Here is a 17,715-nt window from a genome sequence, read left to right on the forward strand (position 1 = left end):
TAATAAATTTATACGTATCCTGTATTTTTGGTAATAATACCTTGAGCTACATTTTCAGGAACTTCAGAGTATTTACTGAATTCCATGCTAAATATACCACGTCCTTGGGTCTTAGAACGAATATCTGTGGCATAACCGAACATTGCTTCTAGGGGAACTTTAGCCGACACTTTAGCCAGTGAGCTTTCCGTTTCCATGCCTTCGATAATGCCTCGACGAGAATTGAGATCTCCTATAATATCACCAACATAATTGTCAGGGACTTCCACCTCAACTTTCATCGTTGGTTCTAGTAAGACAGGTTGTGCTTTCTTCACGGCATCTCTAATTGCCATAGACCCTGCAATTTTAAACGCCATCTCGGAAGAATCCACGTCATGGTAAGAACCGTCAATCAAAGTAACTTTTACATCAATAAGAGGATAACCAGCTATGATACCAGATTCACAGGCTTCTTTAATACCCTGCTCCACCGAAGGAATATATTCTTTAGGAATTGCACCCCCAGTAATTTTGGAGACAAACTCAAATCCACTTCCTTCTTTGGCTGGTTCAACGTCGATTACCACGTGACCATATTGCCCTTTACCCCCGCTTTGACGGACGAATTTACCCTCTGTTTGTACGGCTTTACGGATGGTTTCTCGGTAAGCTACTTGGGGTTGTCCCACATTAGCCCCTACCTTAAATTCCCGTAACATCCGATCTACCAGAATTTCTAAATGTAACTCTCCCATTCCTGCGATTACTGTTTGGTTAGTTTCGGGGTTTATACTAACTTTGAAAGTAGGATCTTCATCAGAAAGGGACTGCAAGGCTTTGGACAATTTATCCATATCTTGCTGAGTTTTTGGTTCTACCGCCACTGAGATTACAGGCTCAGGCACATAGAGAGATTCGAGAATAATCGGCTCACTATCATCACATAGTGTATCACCTGTGGTGGTATTTTTCAAGCCGATCGCCGCTCCTAGATCTCCTGCTCTTAATTCTTCAACCTCAATCCTGTCATTGGATTTAAGAATAATTAACCTTGAAATACGCTCCTTAATATCCTTGGTAGAGTTGTAAACATAGCTACCTTTTTTAAGAACTCCAGAATATATTCTCAGGAAAGTTAGTCTTCCAAAGGGATCAGAGGCAATTTTAAACGCTAAAGCCGAAAACGGTTCTTCGTCCCCTGCATGGCGTTCCCCTTCTTCTCCATCGGGTAAAACCCCTTTTATAGCGGGAACTTCGTTGGGAGCAGGAAGGTAGTCCACCACTGCATCTAGTAAAAGTTGAACTCCTTTATTTTTAAAGGCAGAACCACAGAGCATAGGCATTAAAGTTCCCTTTAAAGTACCTTGACGAATAGCTTGTCTTATTTCAGTTTCGCTGATTTCTTCTTCTGCTAAGTATTTCTCTAGTAAAGTCTCGTTTGACTCAGCGATCGCCTCTATGAGGTAACCCCGATATTCCTGTGCTAATTCTGCCACCTCATCAGGAATATCAACTTCCTTGATTTGTTGACCCAAATCATCTTCGTAAATTTTAGCTTTCATTTTGACCAAATCCACGATGCCAGAAAATTGATCTTCACTGCCGATGGGAATTTGAATGGCTACAGCAGGGGCTTGGAGTCTTTCTTTCACCTGTTCATAAACACGGAAAAAATTAGCTCCCGTACGATCCATTTTATTGACAAAAGCAATACGAGGCACATGATAACGATTAGCCTGACGCCAAACGGTTTCCGACTGAGGTTGAACCCCACCCACAGAGCAAAACACCGCAATTACCCCATCTAGCACCCGCATAGAGCGTTCTACTTCGATGGTAAAATCCACGTGACCAGGGGTATCAATAATATTGATATGATGTCCTAGCCAATCGGTGCTGATAGCCGCTGCAGTAATGGTGATTCCTCTTTCCCGTTCTTGTTCCATCCAGTCCGTAACAGCGTTGCCATCATGAACCTCCCCGATTTTATGAACAATACCGGAGTAGAATAAAATTCTCTCTGTTGTAGTAGTTTTTCCCGCATCAATATGGGCTGCAATCCCAATATTGCGGATTTTTTCAAGGGGAATGGAACGGGTCACAGTTACCTCCTGTTGTCGAAATCTGCGCTAGAATTTTTTACTTAGTCTTTAACTATTTACAATTTTACACTTTTCTTAACATAACTTTTTATTTTTTAGCAATAAAATTGGCTATGTGGGAAAAAGTGACCGATAAATTGTATTTAGTATCTGTAATGAGCAAATGCTTTGTTTGCTTCGGCCATCTTGTGGGTTTCTTCTCTTTTCTTGATAGCTCCCCCAGTTTCATTGGCGGCATCCATGATTTCGTTAGCCAATTTCATGGACATAGTTCTACCGCTTCTTTTACGGGAGAATTGAATTAACCAACGGAGGGCAAGACTGCTTCCGCGAGAAGGTCTGACTTCCATGGGTACTTGGTAAGTTGCACCACCTACCCTTCTGGCTTTAACTTCCACGAGGGGAGTTAAATTTTTAATGGCTTGTTCAAAAGTTTCCATGGGCTCTGCCCCAGTTCTTTCACCGATGATGGCCATGGCATCATAAAGAATTCTGGCGGCTAAGGATTTTTTGCCATCTTTCATGATGCGACGAATAGTCATGCTGACTAAACGACTGTTATATACTGCATCGGGTGGAACGTCCACCACTTTAGCTTTACTTCTGCGAGACATTTTCTATATCCTAAAATTTATTTACTTCATTTATGCTTTAGGACGTTTTGCCCCATATTTAGAGCGTCCTTGTTTTCTGTCTTTTACACCAGTAGCATCTAGTGTTCCTCTAACGATGTGGTATCTTACCCCAGGTAAATCTTTCACCCTTCCGCCTCTGATTAATACTACAGAGTGTTCTTGGAGGTTGTGACCAATACCAGGAATGTAAGCGGTAACTTCAAACCCAGAGGTTAAACGAACCCTTGCTACCTTTCTGAGGGCAGAGTTAGGTTTTTTGGGGGTGGTGGTATATACCCTAGTACAAACACCACGACGCTGAGGACATTCTTTTAATGCTGGAGATTTTGTCTTTTTCTGGATGGAGGATCTTTCACTCCGAATTAATTGTTGAATAGTTGGCATGAGGTATGCTTTTTATACACTATTTTATGTATATATAAATATAGTTTGCCCTAGGATAATTTCTAGTGACAATCTCTGATCATACCCCACTTTTTCTTTTTTTGTCAATTGCTTGATTTTCTGATGATTTATCTTGAGTTCGGAATAAAATTTTTAATCTTTTGCTGTTTGCCGAACTTCCTTAAGCCTAATTACGATAACCGTTGACGATGAAGGAAACTCTTTGGGCTATGTTGGTGGAATGATCCGCCATTCTCTCTAAGTAACGAATAACAAGAATTAGAAGTACGATGGGTTCAACTATGCCTGGGACGTTTTCTTGGTGAGCTAGTCTTGCGTAAAGGTTATCATAGGCGTCGTCAATGGTGTCATCGAGAAATTTGATTTTTGCTCCTGCTTCTGCGTCTAATTCGGTAAGGGCGACAATACTTTTGGCCAGCATTAGTTGGGCTTGTTGAGACATGGTGGCGATTTCCTTCATGCAAGGATGAGGGGGGTAGAGGATGAGTTTTTGGGCGATTTCCCCTAAGTCTTGGGCATAGTCTCCGATGCGCTCTAAATCTCTGACTAATTGCATAAAGGCGCTGAGGATGCGTAAGTTTTTAGGGGAGGGGCTTTGGCTGGTGAGAATATTGGAGCAGTCTAGTTCTATTTGACGGTAATATTTATCTATTTCTTGATCTTGGATGATGATTTTTTGGACGGCTTCTAATTCTTGTTCAAATAGGGCTCTGTGGCTATAGCGAAAGGATTCTTCGACTAATGCACCCATTCGGAGTACGTCTTGGGCTACTTGGCTAGTTTTTTTTTGTAGCCTGATGTTGTCTCCTACTCTTATTTGTTCTGATAATGCTATTTGTTGTTGTAATGATACCACTTTGTCTATGCTCCGATATTTTTCGCCCTATTACAATTAATAGCAGGAAAAAGTTAAAGTGATATTAAGGGGTTATGGTTATTTTATTTTAAGGGCGATCGCACTGGCACTCAAAAAAGCACCTTCAACCTTACCCGATAAACACCAATCTCCACAAACGCCCAATCCCATATCCTCATCATAGTAATAACCTTGCTGACGAGATTTTTTTGGTAAGGCATAACGCCATAAATGTAGAGATTGGTAATGAAAAGAGGAAAATTTAAGATCGAAAACTGCTTGGGTTTGTGTCAACAAATCTTGACTTATTTTATCTCGATCATCTTCGAGATGTTCTGTGGCATAGGTAAAATTGGATTGAATGACGATAGCCCCGCCATCCCCACGACTAGGCTTAGTGTCATTAGAACTTACCCAACCGAGTATGGGATGATCAAATTGTACACCTTCAAAGGGTAGATTGACTTTTTCTTGGGGAATAAGCATCAAAGAAAAACAAGGAAGCATTTCAATATGACTAATTTCTTGTTTAAAAACACAATCATCGGGTAATAAATCCGCTGTCTGGCTCGGAGGTGCGGTGATAACTACCGTATCATAATCACCGTAGCTATGATTTTTTTCATCTATTAATGTCCAAGAATTTTGATTTTTTGAGAGAGAAACAATTCTTGTTTTCAGTTTAACGGTGGTATCGTTACTTAAATATTTACAAAGACGATTCATCGCTTCATGGGGTACGTATCTAATTTTTGAGGACATATCTTCTTGAAAGTTACCCTGTTTCCAAGAGGCAAATTTACCTTGCCATGGTTGCATTACATCACCATAGATACTAATAAACTCCTCAAATTGAGGATTACTTAAACTAAAATATTGAGTACCATGATCAATGTAACCCCAGTCGGTGCGACGACTAGACATTCTACCCCCTACCCCTCGTCCTTTATCAAATACTTGAACATCTACTCCTTTTTCTTGCAATTTTGTGGCTAGGGTTAGCCCGGATATTCCAGCACCAATGATAGCTATTTTGTTACTCATCGTATTTTATTAAATTTGGAAAACTATTTTTGACGGTGTACATTTATTTATTGTATTGCTCATTTAAGGGAGGAATCATTTAACTATTTTCATCAACCATGATTCAAATAGGCTCATCAACTACGGGAAAGGGCGATAATATTTTGATGTCTCAACTTTTAGGGTTATTCAATGGTATTTTATGGAATAATTAAGCAACCCTAAAAATAAATTTTAGTAGGTAATTTTACCTTTTTTTGTGTGAAGTAATGCGAATAAATTCAAATAAATATTAAGGATCTCTAATAATGGGGGTATTGATCATTAATAATAAGAGTATAAGGATTAAGATAAAAGAAGAAAATTATCTTTCAATTCTTATTTATGAACTTAGGAGGAATTGTCCTATGAATATTTTGAGAATGTTAGAAGCAATGACCAATTATTTAACTGAAGGTTTTGCAACGATTTTTAGTTCTCAGGAAGAAGAATTACCAGAAATCGGATTCCAGCCTTTTGAATGTATGCCTTATGCTCAGGAAAAGCCTGTTTATTGATAATAATATAAAGGGGGTGAAAAACCCCTATTTTGAGATTAATTTTCGGTAAAAAAAATAGGTCGCAAATTAGGATCAACTTTGTAGGTATTTTCTTTCATAACTCTTCTGGAGGATTTAGGATCAAACGTGGTAGCAAAGTTTTCTTCTAATCTTTCTACTCTGGGGGCAATTTCGTTGATTTCTTGTTCAATTTGATTAAGTTGGGATTGCTGAATCTCGTTATATGGTAGAAGGTTTTTGACGCTGGTTATGGATAGTGCCATGATACCTAAGTTTAAACTTATTTTAAAAATGTTTTCAAGGCTACGGTGGAAGCAGTATTGTTTGAGACGTTTTTGGGCTTCTCTTTCTTGTCTTTGGAGGGAAACGGTGTCAATGGTGTTGGAGGAGTTTTGATTTTTGATAAATGGTTTGATGTTATTCATGGGATAGTCTCTTCCGTAGGATTGATTTATTTTAACTTTCAATTTTAGTGTTGATTTCTGAAAAGGGATCTTTTTTTAGTCAAAAATTTTTGAGATAAGATAGTATCAGACGAAAAGTAATTGTATTTGAGGTGATTGGTATTTTTGTTGATCTAAGTTTTTAGTGGTGATTAGAAAATGGCTTGAAAGAATTACTTGTTAAGCTAATCTTTGATAATAATTATTTAGATTGATAATTGTATGGAGGAGTTGATGGAAATTTTGTAGTTTTTGACAGTTACTTTTTTGGTTATAAGTTTTTTGGAAATATATATATAAATAACATTATGAATACATCTACATTACCTAAGTCTAGTCTCAAAATTAGAGGAGTTCAATATCGAGATTTAAGTGCGATCGCCTCTTTGCTCCAAGAAAGACTATCATTAGAAAATAACTACCGTTTCGCTTCTCTTTTAGAACAAGTACAAAAGTATCAAAGCTGTTATGGTTTGTTGCAATTTTCGCAAATGTTACCCTCTAGTTGGAATAGGGATTTTTATGTATATGTGGCGGAAAAAGATGGACAAATTCAAGGATTAATTCAGGTTGCCCCGTTTAATCAAAATCGTAGCACATGGAAAGTTGAGTTAGTAATAATCAATCATAATACTTCCCTGAGCCATTTACTAATCGGTAATTGTAGCATTGGCTCTCAATTGTTACGTTATTGTTTTGAAAAAATTTGGGAAGCTAGAACATGGATACTAGAGGTAAATATTAATGAAAAGAGTACCTTAGGATTATATCGGGAAAATGGATTTAGTCCTTTGGCTCAAATTACCAATTGGCAATGTGATGGGGAGGTTTTAGCAAAATTAGCACAAAAAGAGCCTAGTTTGCCAAATCTCTTACCTGTGAGTAATGCGGATTCTCGTTTGTTGTATCAGTTAGATTGTGTTTCTTTACCTCCTACCATTCGACAGGTTTTTGATTTACATTTAGAGGATTTTAAAACTAGCTTTTTGGCGTATGTGTCTCAGGCGATTAAGTCTTTTTGGAGTAAGGAAGAAACCATTAAGGCTTATGTTTTTGAGCCTCAGAGAAAGGCTGCGATTGGCTATTTTCAGTTAACCCTTTCCCAGAATGGTGCAAAACCCCATGAGGCTAATTTAACGGTGCATCCTGCCTATACATGGTTATATCCTAAACTTTTAACGCAAATGGCATCGGTGATTGAGCGTTTTCCTAGTCAGTGTTTGTTGGTTTCTTCGGGAGATTATCAACCGGAAAGGGAGGAGTATTTAGAAAAAATTGGGGCGACTAGAGTTGAGCAAAATTTGCTTATGTCTCGCTCGGTATGGCATAAGTTAAGGGAATCTAAACCTTTGGAGTCTTTGAATTTGCAGGAGGTTTTACAAGGTTTAAAACCCTCTCGCCCTGCTATTCCTACCCATTGGCAACCTTCACCCATTGAAAATCCGATTTATCCTTCTTCTCCTTTACATCATCAAAGTGATGAGCAAAAAAAGGGGGAAAAGTAATAATCATTGGGGTTTCGGGCTGAAGCCCTCACTACGAGGCGATTTTCATGATTTATCCCAAGTTCATCTAATAAGGATTCATTATCAATTATCAAAAAAAATGGGTCTAAAACCCCGGCATTCATGACGGCTTTATATTTCTTGATTTTTAGTATAATGCGCTATAATACTAATGCAGTAATGTGCGTAAGATATTGGGGGATTGGCTTCCCTTCTCTCAGTACGTCGAGACAAATATCACCCTAGAAATTGTAATGGTGACGCGACTGGATATTAGAGTTAGCTTCAGAGGCACAGCCACAATAAAATAAAATATTTAAATCACCTCACGCGGCCGGTACGCTCGTGGAAGTAAAAGAAACAGCCCAGTAATGGCGTTCTGACGGGGACTACGGTCTAGTTAAGAGTCTATATGGGAATCCACTCGCCTTCAGGCAGTGGAGGTTCAACAATTAATTAGTGCTATTGCCCCAGTTTAATTTGTAGTTTAGCCAAAAATTCCAAAGGGTGGTAAGGGCGATCGCACCTAAATTGGCAATATAAGGATTAGGGATGATGAATTTAACCATGAGGTTAAGAATAATGACATTGATAAATAATCCTGCAAAACAGATAAGATTAAATTTTAAAAATCTTTTTAAGGTGTCTTTTTTGCTCAAATGAGAATGGGAAAAGTCTCTAAATGTCCAACGGTCATTCCAAATAAAATTGTTAATGATCGCCACTTGAGCCGCTATAATTTTACTTAGGGTTAAATCCCATTGTAGGGCGTTGGGGTCACTTAATAGATACAATAAAGCCATATCCACAAACACTCCCGAAAAACCAACAATACCAAAACGGATAAAACGATTAAAAGGCCATAGGGCGAGTCTTAATCGTAATAGATGGTGAATATAATCTCGATATTGTTTCCATGTGACTTTGCTTTCTCCTTGGACTCTTTCTTGGAATACGTAACCCACTTCGGTGATGTTGCGGAAATATCCTCGGGCAACTACTTCTATTAGAATTTTATAACCCACTGGGGATAACATACAATGGGCGATCGCCCTTCTTTGTAGTACAAAATAACCACTCATGGGATCTGAGATTCGACCAATGGTATGGGGTAAAATAATTAAACCGATAATTTGAGCGCCCCGAGACAAAAAACGGCGCCCGACACTCCAATCACTTACGCCACCATTTTTGGTATGACGACTAGCTACGGCTAAATCAGCCCCATCACAAATAGCGCCTAATAGTTGTAAAAGAATATCGGGGGGGTGTTGTAAATCTGCATCAATTACCCCTAAAATTTCTCCTTTTGCCCCTTGCCATCCTCTGATGACGGCGGTAGATAAAGAGCGCTCATTTTTTCTTCGCATTACCCTTAGTTGAGGATAATTTTTTGTTAATTTTAATGCTTTTTCCCAAGTGCGATCGGGGCTATCATCATCTACTACAATTAATTCATAACGGCAAGGAATCAGATTATCTAGGATGCAACATATTTTACTAACAATATCCTCAATATTATTAGCCTCTTGATAAGTAGGTAATACTAGGGAAAACCAGATAGGATAATCAGAAGCACAAGCCACAGTATAAATTTTTTCTTCTAAAGATAAATCATATTTTTGGAGTAACTCAAGGCAATCTATTTTTAATAAACCCGATGGCACGGGCAATAGTTTATTATCCTTAGGGATTAAATCTTGATTTTTTCCAGACAAATTTTCCATAAAGTATCATAAGTTTTTAGGGAATCAATATACACATTATTGAAAATAACCCAAAATTATTATTATTAGTTAGCAAAGATAAATGAATTTAGACCATAATTTTAAACTCTTTATCGACAAAATAATCAGTAGAGTAATAACTATTATTTATTTTATAAATTTACTTAAAATATAATACATAATTGATTATGGTTAAAACATCATTTTAAAATAAATATATTAATTAGAGCAAAGATTGAATATTATTTATTATTACCATAAAATAGATTATTTTTAACCATAATGCTATTTTTTCATAGTTTAATCTAAGAATAACTAATTATGATATATTAATTATTTAGTTTTTTTCTTTTCTTCTTCTATGACAATAAAAGGGCATTTATGAAAAGGTCTAATGAGATTCATTTTGGCTTTAATAGGGTCAAAATTAAGAGGAAACTGAGTAAAAATATTGTAGCAACTATTGGTTAAGATAACATTATTAAGATTAGCTTGTTCTAAATTAGTTCCAGTTAAATCCGCATTTATTAAACTACTATCCTCCAAGTTAGTTCTTAATAAATTTGCTTGATGAAAATTAGCATGATTTAAATTAGATTTCCTTAAGTTCGTATTACTCAAATTAACAAAAGATAAGTCCAAATCATTTAATTTAGCTTCTTCTAAATTGGCATTTTCTAAAAGATTACTAGAACGATGGTTATTATTAAAAGTCAATAAATGGTTATCTTTGAGGAATATAATAATATAACGTTTTCTCTCTCCATCAAGTTCCTTGAGTGCTGATTGTGTATTAGCCCTAAGAAGATTATAATTTTGCTGTAATTGCCAAAGAGGATAATTGAGAGTTAATTGAGTGGTTTGATTTAAATAGTTAGTTAAAATAGTCTGACGATAGGTTTCTAATTGTAGGGTGTAACTGGCATTGTTATCTTGAATTTGTAAAGGACGATATAGAAATTGTTCACTAAATATATTAGAAATTGTTAAAAAGCCAATAATTAAAGTTGTCGCTGAAGTAATTAAAGAACCTATAATAGGTCCAATGGCAATTTCAGGTATATGGACTGAGGTTGTAATGGTTTCAGCGATCGCATTTATAAATGAAGATAAAGTTTTTTGAAAACGTCGAAAAATTTTGGGCAAAAAAGCAGGTTTTTTCTTTGATTCTGACATAAATAAAAATCAAAAGATAGAATTCCATCATTGATCATAAATCATCCAATCCATCTATGAAAATTTGATACAAATACCAAATTTTATCAGTAGAGGTGATGGGGGGTAGGGGTGATAATAGTTTGATTATTTATTGTTCATTGTCAATTGTTCATTGTTTACAGGGAGAGGCGGCGAAGATACAGTCTATTTATAACTAATTATCCAAACTTAAGATTATTCCTATTCTATATATTCATTCAATTCATGTCCTTAGTGCATATAACCTCTGTGTTGGTATTCAGCAATACAAAAATAGTTTTTAAGAATTCGTTACACTTCCGTTGTCAGTTCTTAACCATTTCTTAAATAAATAAATGTTGTGAGGTTTTAATGTCCAAAAAATTGAACAAATTATCATTGAAAACTATAAGTGCGATCGCCCTTAAATCTAGTCTAAAAAGCACCAAATATCAACTAATAGCAGCCCTAAGTATCTTAGTCGCAACCAACCCGGCCCATGCAGAAACCAACTTCATAGACATAGACAACCAAAATTCTATGGGGCAAGTCACCTCCGTAAACCAACTCAGTGACGTATCACCCACAGACTGGGCCTATGAAGCCCTAAGAAGTCTAGTAGAGCGCTATGGTTGTATAGTCGGTTATCCCGATCGCACCTTCCGAGGAAATCGAGCCTTAAGCCGTTATGAATTCGCAGCGGGTTTAAACGCCTGTATGCAATCCATTGAAAGACTAATCGGCACAGGAGGAGTAAGCGAAGAAGACATTGCCGCCCTGAGAAGGTTAATTGCTGAATTTGAAACCGAACTAGCAGCCCTTGGTGCTAGAGTTGACAACCTAGAAGGTAGAGTCGCCTTTTTAGAAGACAATCAATTTTCCACCACCACCAAACTAGCAGGAGAAGTCGCCTTTACCCTAGCCGATGCATTCGGAGGAGATGTCACCAACCCCACCACAGGATTAAGGGAAGACTTTAGCGCCCAAACTACCTTTACTTCCCGAGTAAGGCTACAAATGTCCACCAGTTTCACAGGCAACGACGTATTATACACCCGCCTAACCGCAGGTAACCTTGAAAATTCCTTCGCCAGTCAAACCTTCACCAATGAAGGACGTTTCGCCTACGATGGACAAGCAGGAAATAACCTCACCCTAGATCGTCTTCACTACTACTTTTCCCCCACCCGTAACTTGCGAGTATTTACCATGGCAAGTTTAGGAGGACATCACTTCTATGCCGATACCTTTAATTCAGGTTTAGAAGCAGGGGGAGGCGCAGGGGGTGCATTATCCCGATTTGGCGAACGAAATCCCATCTATCGTCTAGGTTTAGGAGGACAAGGTTTAGGATTGAGAACCCAACTAGGCGACAAATTTGAGCTTTCCGCAGGTTATTTAGCTAGAGGAGGTAACAACCCCGCCGAAGGTAGAGGCTTACTCAATGGTAACTATTCAGCCATGGGACAATTAGTCTTTAAACCTAGTAATCGATTTAAACTTGGTTTAACCTACATTAACAGTTATGACCCCAATGGCGCAGGTTCAGCCTTTAACTTTGGTGGCACTGGCACTAGATTTGGTAACCTACAAGGGTTAGGATTGGATGGAATTCCCGTAGCCAGTAACTCCTATGGAGTTCAAGGTCAATTTGATATTAGTCCTAAATTCAGTCTTCGTGCTTGGGGAGGTTATACCAACGCCAGACTAATAGAAACAGGCAGTGCAGAAATTTGGAACTATGCCGTCGCCCTCGCATTTCCCGATTTGGGTAAAGAAGGCAGTTTAGGAGCGATTATTGTCGGTGCTGAACCCTATTTAACGGGTTTGAGTGTACCTAATGCCGTTGATTTTGCCAAAGATACTCCTTTACACGTCGAAGTTTCCTATAAATATCCCATCAACGATCGCATCAGCCTCACCCCAGGATTAATTGTCTTAACTGCACCTAATCAAAATAGTGGAGCTAACGATCCTATTTATATCGGTACTTTGAGAACTACTTTTAGTTTCTAATCTTGGTTTTTGATTCCATGGGCGAGGGGTTCAAACCCCTTGTTTATTCTAGTAAACCACGGCGTTTCTGCTCAAACTCAAACTCCGAAATTAACCCTTCCTGCCTCAAACTCTCCAATTCTCGAATGGCAGATACCACATCCACTGTATTTTGTGCCACCAAAGATTTTTGTTGCAAACTAGCACCTTGAGCATCTTCCTTGCTAGAATTAAAAGAGAACATATCCTGAGATTGCAAAAGATACAACACCACATCCACCGCACAAGCAATTTTCACCAAAGGACTATTCCAACCCAACACTAAGTATAAAACTCCCCAAATAGGTTGTCCTAAATAGAATTTATGTAAACCACCAAGGGGGGAAATTGTACCAAGAAAAGCAAGAATGATACTGATAATTTTCTTCTTAGAAAAACTGTCAACAGGATTGGTAGAAGATTGCATAATTAAAGTGTAATACGGAAATCCGTATAAAAAAACTTATCTATCTAATCATATAATTAAAATAAAGAAATCGCAGAACTTTATTCACCGTAGCAGATATAGTATCCTATAGGAGAGCTAAAAACATGAGTTTTTTTGATTCAGAAGTAGTCCAACAAGAAGCTAAACAATTATTTGAAGATTACCAATCTTTGAGTAAATTAGGCTCAGAATTCGGCAAATTTGACAGGGAAGGAAAAAAAATCTTTATCGAAAGAATGGAAGATATGATGGAACGTTATCGTATTTTCATGAAAAGATTTGAACTCTCGGAAGACTTTATGGCAAAAATGACCATCGAACAATTAAAAACCCAACTTAGTCAATTTGGTACAACCCCCGATCAAATGTTTATGCAAATGAATCAAACCCTAGAAAGAATGAAAAAGGAAATATAGTTTTCTATACCGTGATATTAACACTTTTTTGGATCGGTTTTATCTAATCTCATCATTTAAAAAAAAGTAAATTAAAACTATACATAGTAATTTCTATATTAAAAGTTAGTCAATTTAAAAGTTAAAAAATAAAATAACTATTGAGGAGACAAATAATGAATCAATCATTTAATCGCCAATCTAATTATTTTGATGGACAAGATAGAGATAATAACTTGTTAAAATATCTCCAGTCTTTAAGCCCTGAAACTATTGCTAATTTATCACAACCCAAATCATCAGAAGTGTTTCAGGTGATGGAAAAAAATATTGTGGGTTTACTCGGTAATTTACCCGCAGAAGGCTTCGGAGTAATGGTCAGCACTAGCCGAGAAAATTTGGGCAAACTACTGGCTTCAGCGATGATGAGTGGCTATTTGTTACGTAATGCAGAACAGAGAATGGATTTTGAAAAGGCTTTATCTGGTGCGGATGATTCTTTTGACGATGAATAGTTACGCTTAAATTGCTGATTTTAAAGATGATTTTTTATTTAAACGAGGAATGATCAACCTATATGAATCAAGCATAGGGAAAAAAACAGGCCATGACAATTAATATTTTATTTTAAGGTTTTTCTCCTTGATTCCTTGTGTTTAATTTTATTTTATCGATTGTATAAGTTTATGAAGGGTTAAACTATGTTTAAACCCCATTATTTTAGTATTTTTTATTGTGAGAATTAAACAAAATTTTCTTGTCTTTCTAAGTGTTTTATTTCTGTTTATCCCCTTACTGACAGGTTGTCAAAATCCTACGGGGGGAACTTCTGCCGATGGTGTTACCAAGATTACTTTTTGGCATGGTATTAATCCCCCTGAGAATCGGGAAATTTTTAATCAGTTACTGAATCAGTTTAATGAAAATAATCCCGATATAGAAGTAGAAAGTTTATATGTGGGGCAGCCCGATGAGCAGTTACCAAAAATTATTGCTTCGGTGGTGGGTAATCAACCCCCTGATATATTATGGTATGTTCCCCAATTAACAGGAAAGCTAGTGGATTTGGGGGCTATTAAGCCTTTAACCCAATGGTTTGATAGTTTGACCATAAAGAATGAAATTGAACCCGCTATGGTTGCTACCATGAGCTTAGGGGATGAAATTTGGTCTGTACCTTTTGCCACTAATAATACGGCGATGTTTTATCGACCTAGTTTATTTGAGGAAGCGGGAATTGATGAGTTACCTTCTAGTTGGGATGAGTTTGTAGAGGTGGCAGGTCGTCTAACAAAAGATGATAATAGTCAACATGGGATGTTGTTATCATCAGGCAAAGGGGAATTTACGGTTTTTGTCTGGTTGCCTTTTATTTACGGGGCTGATGGTTTTATTGTGGAAAATGATCAACCTAATTTGGTAAATGAGGGGGCGCAAAGGGCGTTAAGTTTAGGGGCTGATTTGGTTAATAGTAATTATGCGGTATTATCTGCTCCTGATCGTGGTTATGAGTTAGACGATTTTATTAGTGGTAGAGTGGCAATGCAAATTACTGGGCCTTGGACTTTGGCTCAGTTGAAACAAAGTGCGATCGATTATGGTGTTTTTCCTCTACCTATTGTTGATAAACCTGCCACGGTGTTGGGGGGAGAAAATTTGTTTGTGTTTAAGACTAATCCTGAGAGGGAGGAGGCTTCTTTACGATTTTTAGAGTATATTTTAGGGGAAGAGTTTCAACGGCAATGGGCTTTACAGACTGGTTATTTACCCATTAATCGCTTAGTGAAAGATAGTGCTGAGTATCAAAGTTTTGTGGCGGAAAATCCTGTTTTAGAAGTGTTTTTGTCACAGATGGACAATGCTTATACTCGTCCTATTATTGCTGATTATCCTACTATTTCTGAAAATTTGGGAAGGGCGATCGAATCTACTTTGTTAGGTCAAAAATCGGCCGCAGATGCCCTCGAGGAATCTCAGAAAAGAATTAATTTATCTATCGGAAATTAACAACTTGGGAGGGACTTTATAATATAAAGTCCCCTTGTTTAGAGTGGAATTATAATGCACCTAGATTCGCTAATCCTAAGATTACTCCCACACCGATAAGATGTCCTAAGCTAGTGGTAGCTAATAATGCAGGAAAACCCATTCCCCCAAAAAGAGCAGGGGAGGGGAGTTGAGGCCCTTCGCTAGGATATTTAATGGTAAATTTACCAATGGCGATCGCAACGATATTGCAAACAATCATGGTAAAAGCAACATTAGGACTCCATTCAATGGTAGTAGGGATTGCAGTGGCAATGATAGAAGTAAATTGAAACATTTAATACTTTTCCTAAAATATTTAAAACGGTTTTCAAAGTCTTCATTTTAAACGCAACGGAAGAAAAACAACCTTTTTTGTTGCAATACTTTGCAATTAAATTAAAATCACGACAATTAATTTAGTTTTCCTCTTTTTTAGCACTATGATTGGCCCATCTTTCCTCCGCATTTTCCATCACAGCTTCTCTTTTCTCCAAAAATTCTCCAGGATAAGTCTCTAAAACCTTCGTAGAAAGAGAAATACGATTCTTTACTGTGTCAATTTCCATTACCACCACCTTAATATCTTCCCCCACCTTAAACACATGATTAATAGAATCAATATGCCCCGCACTAATTTGTTTGACGTGCAACAATCCAGCCACACCACCAAAATCCACAAAAACCCCGTAAGGCTGAAGTTTAACTACCTTGCCTTGTACTACCTGATTTTCTTGTAACTGAGCCATGGCAGAGGATTTAGCAATATTTCTTTGACTTAAAACAATCTTATTTTGTCCCCTATCCAACTGTAAAATATTAGCGGGAATAGTTTGATTTAACAAATCATCTAAACTTTCCTTCTCAATCAAATGAGATTTCGGAATAAAAGCCCGTAAACCATCAATTTGCCCAGTGACACCACCACGATTCACCCCCGTCACCAACATTTGCACTAATTTACCCTTTTCTTCAATTTCTGTTAAATTATCCCAAGCCTGATCGATGTATAATTGACGACGAGATAACTTAACTTGCCCCTCAGAATCCTGCTCTTTAATGATTAGAAATTCAAACTCTCCATCCAAGGGTAAAACCTCACTGACATCATGAAAGGATTGCCACGCAGCTTCACTTAAAGGCACAAAACCAGGAGATTTACCGCCAATATCCACATAAACACCACTAGAGTCGTGCTGAAAGACTTTCCCTTTTACCACTTCTCCTTTATTAAAATGATAATCATATTGCTCCTGCTCTAAGGCTTTAGCGAAATCATCCATAGAGAAGTCATTGGTGTTTTGCCCTTGAGGGGGGTTAGAATTAGCGGTCATAATCAAAAAATTAATTCAGTTATCAAACAAATACCTCTAATTATAAAGGTTTCTGAGTATGATTGAGAGAAAAAAATTCTAAATATCTGCAGAAACATCTAACAACTCATTTTCTAAAACTATTCTATTCCTGCCATGGTTTTTCGCTCGATATAATGCTCTATCAGCCCTTGAGACAATTTGATCTATATTTTGATCGGTATCTTGATATTGAGCAATGCCCACACTAACCGTTATTTTAAATTGTTCATCATCTATGGGTAAAGCTATCTCGGCTATTTTTTCCCGAATTCGATTCGCCACGTGCTTCGCTTCATCAATAAGGGCGTCATAAACTACCACAATAAATTCTTCCCCACCCCAACGGGCGCATAAATCTTCCCCTCGAATAGACTGTTGACATTTTTGGGCCACTAACTTAATGGCAATATCACCGACGGGATGACCATAACTATCATTAATATTTTTAAAATAATCTATGTCAAGGATAATCATGGAGAAAAAGATGTTTTGTCTTTTGGCTCGATTGAATTCTCGATTGGCGAGATTGAGGAAGTGACGACGGTTGGATATTTGGGTTAATTCATCGGTGGTGGCTAATTTTTCTAAATCTACGAGGGCTTTTTTAAGTTGATCCCTTGTAAACTTAAGTTCGATATGGGTTTGTATTCTGGCTAACAATTCTTCATTATTGAAAGGTTTGGTAACGTAATCTACTGCCCCTGAGCGAAAGGCTTCAATAACGTTTTCTTTGGCGTCACTGGCGGTTAAAAAGATGATGGGAATTTCTTGATAGTGCTTTTTTGCTTTTATTAATCGACATAATTCTAAACCGTCAATTTTGGGCATCATCAAGTCTAGCAACATCAAATCTGGCTTAATGTTATTAATTAAATTTAAAAATTCTTCACTATCTCCAAGTACCTTAATTTGATACCCAGCTTTAGTGAGTATTTTTTCTAGCATGATACGATTTATCGAGTTATCATCCACTGCTAGAATTAAAAAATTTTTTGGATTATATTCAGCCATTAATGATAATTAGAGCTAAACTATTATTTTTAT

The 17,715-nt window shown here is 37.2% G+C and carries 18 protein-coding genes; 6 read left to right on the plus strand and 12 right to left on the minus strand.

The features are described 5' to 3' along the window. Positions 1 to 8 precede the first annotated feature (8 nt). The 5 genes from fusA to IQ215_RS03650 all read right to left on the minus strand — a co-directional run bounded on the left by fusA (position 9) and on the right by IQ215_RS03650 (position 5,024). Entirely contained in the window at positions 9 to 2,084 is a 2,076-nt protein-coding gene (fusA, locus tag IQ215_RS03630; RefSeq protein ID WP_193799961.1) for an elongation factor G, read from the minus strand. 143 nt (positions 2,085 to 2,227) lie between these two features. Then, on the minus strand, positions 2,228 to 2,698 hold the full coding sequence (gene rpsG / locus IQ215_RS03635; protein WP_193799962.1) for a 30S ribosomal protein S7: 471 nt from the start codon (positions 2,696 to 2,698) through the stop codon (positions 2,228 to 2,230). A gap of 30 nt (positions 2,699 to 2,728) precedes the next feature. Next, a complete protein-coding gene (gene rpsL, locus IQ215_RS03640) occupies positions 2,729 to 3,103 on the minus strand; it encodes a 30S ribosomal protein S12 (RefSeq protein WP_015223305.1) in 375 nt (124 codons plus the stop codon). Between the two features lie 187 nt (positions 3,104 to 3,290). Continuing rightward, positions 3,291 to 3,959, minus strand: a complete 669-nt coding sequence (gene phoU / locus IQ215_RS03645) for a phosphate signaling complex protein PhoU (protein ID WP_193800037.1) — start codon at positions 3,957 to 3,959, stop codon at positions 3,291 to 3,293. Between the two features lie 99 nt (positions 3,960 to 4,058). After that, positions 4,059 to 5,024 carry an NAD(P)/FAD-dependent oxidoreductase gene (locus IQ215_RS03650; RefSeq protein ID WP_193799963.1) on the minus strand — a complete coding sequence of 322 codons (966 nt, stop codon included), beginning with the start codon at positions 5,022 to 5,024 and terminating at the stop codon, positions 4,059 to 4,061. Positions 5,025 to 5,425: 401 nt separating this feature from the next. Here IQ215_RS03650 and IQ215_RS14465 point away from each other — a divergent pair, with 401 nt between their 5' ends. Beyond that, positions 5,426 to 5,560: a hypothetical protein gene (locus IQ215_RS14465; RefSeq protein ID WP_277815522.1), complete on the plus strand. Its 135-nt coding sequence runs from the start codon at positions 5,426 to 5,428 to the stop codon at positions 5,558 to 5,560. Between the two features lie 38 nt (positions 5,561 to 5,598). On the opposite strand, the gene IQ215_RS03660 is transcribed toward IQ215_RS14465, so the two are convergent. Next, positions 5,599 to 5,988 carry a hypothetical protein gene (locus IQ215_RS03660; protein WP_206688493.1) on the minus strand — a complete coding sequence of 130 codons (390 nt, stop codon included), beginning with the start codon at positions 5,986 to 5,988 and terminating at the stop codon, positions 5,599 to 5,601. A gap of 326 nt (positions 5,989 to 6,314) precedes the next feature. Here IQ215_RS03660 and IQ215_RS03665 point away from each other — a divergent pair, with 326 nt between their 5' ends. After that, positions 6,315 to 7,511, plus strand: coding sequence for a GNAT family N-acetyltransferase (locus IQ215_RS03665; protein ID WP_193799966.1), 1,197 nt, complete (start codon positions 6,315 to 6,317; stop codon positions 7,509 to 7,511). Positions 7,512 to 7,963: 452 nt separating this feature from the next. On the opposite strand, the gene IQ215_RS03670 is transcribed toward IQ215_RS03665, so the two are convergent. Both IQ215_RS03670 and IQ215_RS03675 read right to left on the minus strand, forming a co-directional pair. Continuing rightward, positions 7,964 to 9,238: a glycosyltransferase gene (locus tag IQ215_RS03670; RefSeq protein WP_193799967.1), complete on the minus strand. Its 1,275-nt coding sequence runs from the start codon at positions 9,236 to 9,238 to the stop codon at positions 7,964 to 7,966. Positions 9,239 to 9,571: 333 nt separating this feature from the next. Next, entirely contained in the window at positions 9,572 to 10,414 is an 843-nt protein-coding gene (locus IQ215_RS03675) for a pentapeptide repeat-containing protein (protein WP_193799968.1), read from the minus strand. Between the two features lie 372 nt (positions 10,415 to 10,786). Between IQ215_RS03675 and IQ215_RS03680 the strand changes: the two genes are divergently transcribed. Further along, positions 10,787 to 12,430, plus strand: a complete 1,644-nt coding sequence (locus IQ215_RS03680; RefSeq protein ID WP_193799969.1) for an iron uptake porin — start codon at positions 10,787 to 10,789, stop codon at positions 12,428 to 12,430. A 43-nt stretch (positions 12,431 to 12,473) separates the two neighbouring features. On the opposite strand, the gene IQ215_RS03685 is transcribed toward IQ215_RS03680, so the two are convergent. Beyond that, positions 12,474 to 12,875, minus strand: a complete 402-nt coding sequence (locus IQ215_RS03685; RefSeq protein WP_193799970.1) for an NINE protein — start codon at positions 12,873 to 12,875, stop codon at positions 12,474 to 12,476. A 125-nt stretch (positions 12,876 to 13,000) separates the two neighbouring features. On the opposite strand from IQ215_RS03685, the gene IQ215_RS03690 reads away from it, so the two are divergent. From IQ215_RS03690 to IQ215_RS03700, 3 genes are all read left to right on the plus strand, one after another. Next, the gene (locus tag IQ215_RS03690; RefSeq protein ID WP_193799971.1) at positions 13,001 to 13,312 is read left to right on the plus strand and encodes a DUF1825 family protein; all 312 of its coding nucleotides are present in this window, start codon (positions 13,001 to 13,003) and stop codon (positions 13,310 to 13,312) included. A 155-nt stretch (positions 13,313 to 13,467) separates the two neighbouring features. Next, on the plus strand, positions 13,468 to 13,806 hold the full coding sequence (locus tag IQ215_RS03695) for a DUF760 domain-containing protein (RefSeq protein WP_193799972.1): 339 nt from the start codon (positions 13,468 to 13,470) through the stop codon (positions 13,804 to 13,806). Positions 13,807 to 14,026: 220 nt separating this feature from the next. After that, complete coding sequence (locus IQ215_RS03700) at positions 14,027 to 15,298, plus strand: extracellular solute-binding protein (protein WP_193799973.1); 1,272 nt, start codon at positions 14,027 to 14,029, stop codon at positions 15,296 to 15,298. A gap of 49 nt (positions 15,299 to 15,347) precedes the next feature. On the opposite strand, the gene psaK is transcribed toward IQ215_RS03700, so the two are convergent. The 3 genes from psaK to IQ215_RS03715 all read right to left on the minus strand — a co-directional run bounded on the left by psaK (position 15,348) and on the right by IQ215_RS03715 (position 17,682). Continuing rightward, positions 15,348 to 15,614, minus strand: a complete 267-nt coding sequence (psaK, locus tag IQ215_RS03705) for a photosystem I reaction center subunit PsaK (RefSeq protein ID WP_193799974.1) — start codon at positions 15,612 to 15,614, stop codon at positions 15,348 to 15,350. A gap of 121 nt (positions 15,615 to 15,735) precedes the next feature. Further along, the gene (locus tag IQ215_RS03710) at positions 15,736 to 16,650 is read right to left on the minus strand and encodes a S1 RNA-binding domain-containing protein (RefSeq protein WP_193799975.1); all 915 of its coding nucleotides are present in this window, start codon (positions 16,648 to 16,650) and stop codon (positions 15,736 to 15,738) included. Positions 16,651 to 16,728: 78 nt separating this feature from the next. Next, positions 16,729 to 17,682, minus strand: coding sequence for a diguanylate cyclase (locus tag IQ215_RS03715; protein WP_193799976.1), 954 nt, complete (start codon positions 17,680 to 17,682; stop codon positions 16,729 to 16,731). Between the last annotated feature and the right edge of the window lie 33 nt (positions 17,683 to 17,715).

Origin of the sequence: Cyanobacterium stanieri LEGE 03274 (assembly GCF_015207825.1) — a bacterium.
Classification (GTDB): Bacteria; Cyanobacteriota; Cyanobacteriia; order Cyanobacteriales; family Cyanobacteriaceae; genus Cyanobacterium; species Cyanobacterium stanieri_B.

Coding starts and splice junctions, on each gene's coding strand:
- IQ215_RS03715 (WP_193799976.1), bottom strand. CDS start 17,682: ATGGCTGAATATAATCCAAAAAATTTTTTAATTCTAGCAGTGGATGAT.
- IQ215_RS14465 (WP_277815522.1), top strand. CDS start 5,426: ATGTTAGAAGCAATGACCAATTATTTAACTGAAGGTTTTGCAACGATT.
- rpsG (WP_193799962.1), bottom strand. CDS start 2,698: ATGTCTCGCAGAAGTAAAGCTAAAGTGGTGGACGTTCCACCCGATGCA.
- rpsL (WP_015223305.1), bottom strand. CDS start 3,103: ATGCCAACTATTCAACAATTAATTCGGAGTGAAAGATCCTCCATCCAG.
- IQ215_RS03665 (WP_193799966.1), top strand. CDS start 6,315: ATGAATACATCTACATTACCTAAGTCTAGTCTCAAAATTAGAGGAGTT.
- IQ215_RS03690 (WP_193799971.1), top strand. CDS start 13,001: ATGAGTTTTTTTGATTCAGAAGTAGTCCAACAAGAAGCTAAACAATTA.
- IQ215_RS03710 (WP_193799975.1), bottom strand. CDS start 16,650: ATGACCGCTAATTCTAACCCCCCTCAAGGGCAAAACACCAATGACTTC.
- psaK (WP_193799974.1), bottom strand. CDS start 15,614: ATGTTTCAATTTACTTCTATCATTGCCACTGCAATCCCTACTACCATT.
- IQ215_RS03685 (WP_193799970.1), bottom strand. CDS start 12,875: ATGCAATCTTCTACCAATCCTGTTGACAGTTTTTCTAAGAAGAAAATT.
- IQ215_RS03675 (WP_193799968.1), bottom strand. CDS start 10,414: ATGTCAGAATCAAAGAAAAAACCTGCTTTTTTGCCCAAAATTTTTCGA.
- IQ215_RS03680 (WP_193799969.1), top strand. CDS start 10,787: ATGTCCAAAAAATTGAACAAATTATCATTGAAAACTATAAGTGCGATC.
- IQ215_RS03650 (WP_193799963.1), bottom strand. CDS start 5,024: ATGAGTAACAAAATAGCTATCATTGGTGCTGGAATATCCGGGCTAACC.
- IQ215_RS03670 (WP_193799967.1), bottom strand. CDS start 9,238: ATGGAAAATTTGTCTGGAAAAAATCAAGATTTAATCCCTAAGGATAAT.
- IQ215_RS03695 (WP_193799972.1), top strand. CDS start 13,468: ATGAATCAATCATTTAATCGCCAATCTAATTATTTTGATGGACAAGAT.
- IQ215_RS03660 (WP_206688493.1), bottom strand. CDS start 5,988: ATGAATAACATCAAACCATTTATCAAAAATCAAAACTCCTCCAACACC.